At 51.6% G+C, this 5,606-nt stretch carries 6 protein-coding genes; 1 reads left to right on the top strand and 5 read right to left on the bottom strand.

All coding sequences use genetic code 11. The features are described 5' to 3' along the window. Positions 1–103: 103 nt before the first annotated feature. A complete protein-coding gene (locus WC488_04350; protein ID MFA5077631.1) occupies positions 104–1,618 on the top strand; it encodes a hypothetical protein in 1,515 nt (504 codons plus the stop codon). Between the two features lie 27 nt (positions 1,619–1,645). Here WC488_04350 and WC488_04345 read toward each other — a convergent pair whose 3' ends face one another. From WC488_04345 to WC488_04325, 5 genes are all read right to left on the bottom strand, one after another. Then, entirely contained in the window at positions 1,646–2,836 is a 1,191-nt protein-coding gene (locus WC488_04345; GenBank protein MFA5077630.1) for a translation initiation factor IF-2 subunit gamma, read from the bottom strand. Between the two features lie 9 nt (positions 2,837–2,845). After that, complete coding sequence (locus WC488_04340) at positions 2,846–3,241, bottom strand: 30S ribosomal protein S6e (protein MFA5077629.1); 396 nt, start codon at positions 3,239–3,241, stop codon at positions 2,846–2,848. Positions 3,242–3,453: 212 nt separating this feature from the next. After that, positions 3,454–3,675 (bottom strand): hypothetical protein, encoded by a 222-nt coding sequence (locus tag WC488_04335; GenBank protein ID MFA5077628.1) that lies wholly within the window; start codon positions 3,673–3,675, stop codon positions 3,454–3,456. Positions 3,676–3,799: 124 nt separating this feature from the next. After that, positions 3,800–5,176 carry a replication factor C large subunit gene (locus WC488_04330; protein MFA5077627.1) on the bottom strand — a complete coding sequence of 459 codons (1,377 nt, stop codon included), beginning with the start codon at positions 5,174–5,176 and terminating at the stop codon, positions 3,800–3,802. A gap of 59 nt (positions 5,177–5,235) precedes the next feature. Then, the coding region (locus tag WC488_04325) for a helicase C-terminal domain-containing protein (GenBank protein MFA5077626.1) at positions 5,236–5,606 on the bottom strand (371 nt) is incomplete at its 5' end.

Genomic DNA, 5,606 nt, shown 5'->3' with positions numbered 1-5,606 from the left:
CTACGTCGTGGTGACTGGGACCGAGCATCCTGACTTCAGCGGATACGAAAAGGTTTACGAACGGAAGACGGTGGCTCTTTACAAAAAGAGGTGCGACTGAGAGATGGAGGACGCAGAGGGGATTTTTGAAAAGGCGGGCATGTGCTTTGCTTTTTTCTCCTTCCTGGCACTCGCTTTCTCGGCGACCCAGGTGCACGACTGGCGCGACGCATACCTGGGCTTTTCGGACGTTCCGGAAACGGTTTACTCGATAGGGGCGTTCGGGGAGCATGGCCTGTTTGGAATTGTACCGCAATTGGGCGGCGGAGAGTACATGTTCTTCGGGAACATGCCTCCGCTCTATGCGGCGCTCGGCGCGGCGCTCGACGTTCTTTTGCGCGATCCGGTGGCGAGCGCGTTCATTCTCAATTTGATGATTTCTTCGGCCCTTGCCTGGATGATTCTCAACGCACATGGAAAAAGCAGCATAAAAATGAGGGTTCTTGCAGTAGTGCTAATAATCGCAAATTCGTACGCAGGGTCGTTTTTCCCGTTCACAAACCGGGCGCGCTCGATGCTCGCGATAATGTTCTTTGTTGCACTTATTCTCCTGGAAAAGCGGAAACAGGCTGGCATTCCGGCATATTTTCTCCTGATGTTCGGTTCTGCCATGAGCCAGCCCATAGTGGCGGTGCTCGGAGCCGCAGTTCTTTCCTGGAAGGAAGTTGTTTCCGGAAACGGGCTGAAAAAACAGGCTGCAATGGCGCTCGCGATATTCATTTCTGTGCTGGTGTTCCAGCACAAGCTCCTGCTGGGCCATTTTGAAGGTCCCAACCAGGTTGGAAGCTCGATTTTCAGCCTGGGGATATCTACTTTCATTCCCGTTCTTTTCATAATGTTGCTTGCATTTTTCACGCTAGGCGAGTCGAAAAGAAAATACGACAACCTGGCGGCCATCGTTCTATTGGCCTTGCCCCTTCTGAACACCGCGAGTTTCATAGTCACGCAAGATATGGAAAATACGCTGTTCACCAGAATGCCGTTCGGCTCGGATTTGGTGTATGACATTTTCGTGCTCGTTGCTGTTGCCTATTTGATTATGGAGTATCCTGAAAAATTAGGGAATAACAGAATTGCGGCAGGTCTGCTTTTCCTGATTGTTGGGATGAGCTTCTGCGGCTATGCTACGGTTCTGCCCGGCAGCGATGAAGCGTACCGCGAACGGACAGAATTCGTGCACGAGGTGGCAAAGCACGGAACGCACATGATATGCATAGTGTCCAGTGAAAGCAAAGGAAGCTTAGTGATGATTCAGGGGGATTTCGTATTCACGCCCATAGCGCTGCTGAATCAGGAAAACATATCCTTTGCGGGAAACCTGATGCCTTCGCAGTTGGACAGGGGCCCGGTCTTCCAGAATGCCCTTGATGTCGTAAACGGGCTCGGGAAAGCCGACCTGCAGATGTGCAGGACCGCAGTAGATAAACTTAAGGGAGACGGATACGACGTTTTGCTCTACTTTTTTTATATGGGAAGGGCGCATTCAGAGGGGGAGGAAGCACTGGTCACGGAATGCGGGCTAAGCAGGATAAATCCGGGCGGAGGAAGCGAATGGGCCGAAGCTTACAAAATAGAGTAATCAGGGGAAATAAAATTTATCTGGAAATCAGTTGATTGAGCCCCATCCGCTCAATCTCCATCTCTGCCCTATTTTCCTGGAAAGCGCGACCTTGCTCCCCTTGTCAACGCAGAGGGGCCTTTTCAATTTGATGGTTGCAATTCCTTTCGCAAGGTTTGCTATTACTCCGATGGCTGTTGCGGTCTGCACGTTCACCACTATGGGCTCGTTCTGCTTGAGCGGCACATTGTCTATGTCTTTCCTGTCCAATAGGGAATACTTCACGTTTATGGTATCGGAAACTTCAGGGAGCTTTCCGGGAAGCCCTACGACCGAGCCCACAAGCGTGTCTGATTTCGTTATCGAAGGGTCGAGCGGGCTCCCGAGCGCAATCAATCCTCCGGGAGCCGCCTGCTCCAAAGCGTCTGTTTCAGAGCGCAAAGCGGTGATTTTGAATTTTATCGGCTCGTAAGGGGATTTGTCCTTTTTCTGTATTCCCGGCCTGAGCTCAACCTCATCCCCGAGCTTGAGCACGCCCTGGGTGAGCGAGCCTCCGAAAACCCCGCCTTTTATTTTCGGGATGTCGGTTCCTGGCTTGTTCACGTCGAACGAGCGGGAAACGTACAATCTTGGAGGGGCGGTCGTATCGCGCTTGGGAGTCGGAATCTTTTCCTGAATCGCTTCGAGAAGTGCGTCCACATTCACGCTGTGGGTGGCTATTATAGGTATTATCGGCGCGCCCTCTGCGACCGAGCCTTTGAGCGCATTCTCGATTTCGGCCCTGTGCTCCAATGCGCGGGCTTTGGAAACCAGGTCAACTTTTGTCTGTACTACAATGACGTTCTTTGTTCCGGTAGCGTTGAGAATCATCAGATGCTCAGCGGTCTGGGGCTGGGGGCATGGTTCATTGGCGGCGATGAGGAATATGCATCCGTCTATTATGCTCGAGGCGGAAATAGCGGTGGTCATCAAAGTCTCGTGGCCAGGCGAATCCACTATCGAAATCCGCCTTTTGAACTCGGCTTTCTTGCCGCACTTGGGGCATTTTTCCGAAACTGAATATTCGCTGCAGTCCTTGCAATAGTAGATGGAGAAATCGGCGTAGCCCAAACGAATTGAGATTCCCCTCTTGAGCTCCTCGCTGTGCAAGGCGGTCCATTTGTTGGTGAGCGCCTTGGTCAAGGTGGTTTTTCCGTGGTCCACATGCCCGAGCATCCCTATGTTGAGTTCAGCCTGCAAAAAATGCACCTATTTCTTTTCCTCCTTCTTCTCCTTCGGCGGGAAAAGCTCCTCGAGCTTCGCGCTCCCGTATTCCAGAATCTTGAGGTTCACCTGCACCGTATCCGCTGAAATCGTGTTCCCGCGCACGGTTTTCTTCTTCCTCACGCCCTTCATGTGGGGCCTGTAGCCCGTGCCGCCCGAGAGTATGGCCGCAATCTTCCTGGTTCCGGATATGTCCTTCCTCATCGGGAAGCCGCTGGTGTCGCTACCCCCGCGCACTTCGAGCGAGTAACCGGCCAGGCCTATGGAGCCGCCGTCCACCTTTTCCCCTATCTTCTTGCCGGCCAGCGCCGTTTCCCTGCCCTTGTCAAGTTCCGACTGGTAGGACTTGCCGGTTTTTGGATCGGAAATCACTGCTTTCATATTTTCACCTTTTTTCAGCTTCTATTGAAATATGAAATTTTCTTCGAAGCGAAGAAATCTTCCATATTTTTCACCCTCAGAGGATTCAATCTCGCATGGTTGCGAAACAAATCGATTAGCGTGATGATTCTGGATAGTATAGCTCAGTAAAGATTTTAAAAAGGTGTATAGAATGAAAAAATAGGAAATAAAGAAAAAATTAAACCCTGGAACTACCTTCTGTAGTTTTTGAGTTTCGCCTTGTACACGTAGCCGTCCTTGCCGACATAGTACATGAAGCCGTCTTCCTTGGAGATTTTCTCGCTTCCCACCTTCTTTTTTCTCCCGCTCTTGTTGTGCTTCATGGGGACTGCCCAAACGTAGCCGTCCTTGCCGACAAAATAGAGATAGCCGTCGTCTCTAGAGATTTTCTCTGAACCCACTTTAGATCCCATTTCATGCACCTCTCAAAATTTGTGCCTTCGGGGATTTCCTCGAAGACGCTGACTATAATTTGAATAAGGTTTATAAGCCTATCGTCGATACCGACGTCAGATTTATATACCTATCTCGGAGGGCTCAGAGAAAATCGCTCAGGGTGCCCTTTTTCGCGTCCTTTTTCTCGGTTTTGGGCCCCTCCTTCACGGCCTTTCTAAATTCCTTTTTCCCTTCTTTTTCCTTCTCTGCCTTTTTCACTTCAGATTTCTTGTCCTCGTCCGCCTTCTTCTGCTTTTCAGGGATTTCTTTTTTCCCAGGGGTTTTCTCCTCCTTCGGGGCGCGGAACTTCTCGTCGAGCTCGGAAACTGAAACGCCGAGTATGAACGCGACCTGGCTTTCCTCCAGGTTATAAAAGCGCATGGATTCGGGGTTCCGGTCCAGGATGTGCTGCATTATGTGCAGGTAATTGAGCGAATCCTTCCAGCCGGTGTGGGTGTGCACTCCTATCTTGTGGCCTATGCTCTTGAGCATGGCGCGCCTCGCAGAGAACGAGCTCATCTGCCTTAAATAATTCGGGAACTGGTAGCGCACGAACTTGAAGTATTTCTCTCTTTTTGAGAGCGCCACTCCTGCCGTAGTCAAATCCCCGGAGTAGCGCAGGAACCCCCAGTACTGCCTGTTCATTATCCTTCCGTCAAGAACATCTGCGCGAGAGAGATTATTGTACGCGAGCGCAATCTCGTCCCTGTGCTCATACTCCAAAGGTATGTTTTCATCCACCCAGAGCTTGAGGAAGTCGTGCTCCACGTCGCCCCAGCCGGCTTCGCGGGCCTGCGCGTAAGTGGTGGACTTGAATATCGTTTTCATGCGCTCGAATATGTCCTTTTCCCTGTCGCGCGGGTTGTTCATCCCGGCCTGCAAATCGTTTATCGCAGAGCGCAAATCGCCGTTGCAGTTCTCGGCTATGGAATCGAGAAATGACTCAGGAACTTCGAGCTTCTCTGCCTCGACTATGGATTTGAGGGCTTTTTTCACAGAGGATTTGGAGATTCGCCTGAGCTCCAGGAGCTGGCATTCTGCCTTTATCCCCGAAAGCTTCCGGTCCCACACGTCCGCAGCAGTGAGCATTACGGGGACCTGGGCACTTTTCAGGAGGGATGCGATTGCTGAAGCGCCTCCCCGGTCCTTGCTCTGCAAAGCGTCAACATCGTCTATGAGAAGGAGCTTGGTCTTTCCCGAAAGCGAGGAGGCGGTTCCTGCGGATGCGAGAACACGCCCTATTGAATTGGCGTCCCGCATGTCGCTCGCGCTCATCTCTATAAGCTCCAAATCGTATTCGTTCCTGAGCGCGTACGCGATGGAGGTTTTCCCTATCCCGGTCGGGCCGTCTATTAAAAGCGGTCTCTGCCTCACTCCCCGCATCCAGTTGAGAATCCACTGCTTTATGGTGCGCTTGGCTTCGTCGTTTCCTGCCAAATCGTCAATCTTGCGCGGGGAATGCTTTTGGGTCAGAAGCATGGACGGATATGGGCTAGTAAATTTTTATTCGTTCCTGAATTGGCGGATGCCGCGCTGTTTTATTTGGGATTCCAGAACTTTTCCAGGCGGTTCTGCAGCTTCTCTGCTGGAGCGATTGCGAAATCCTCCTCGGATGGGAGAATCTTGCGGTAATTGCCCCACGCGAAGCGCTCGTCGAGGAAAATTATCGCTGCCTTGTCCTCGTCCTTCCGTATCGCGCGCCCTGCGGACTGGAGGGCGCGGGTCATTCCCGGGTAGATGTACGCGTATTCCCAGCCTTTCCCGAATTTCTGCTGGTAATAATCTATTAAGGATTTTATCTCCAGGTTCATCTCCTCGAGCGCTATTCCCACGACAATCGCATTTTTTATCTCCCCTTTGCTGAAATCCACTCCTTCGGAAAGAGAACCTCCTTGCACCGCGATGAGCA

The organism is Candidatus Micrarchaeia archaeon (assembly GCA_041650355.1).
GTDB lineage: Archaea > Micrarchaeota > Micrarchaeia > Anstonellales > Bilamarchaeaceae > JAHJBR01.
Note: the sequence above shows the minus strand (reverse complement) of the source record. Positions and strands in the feature narration are given on the sequence as shown.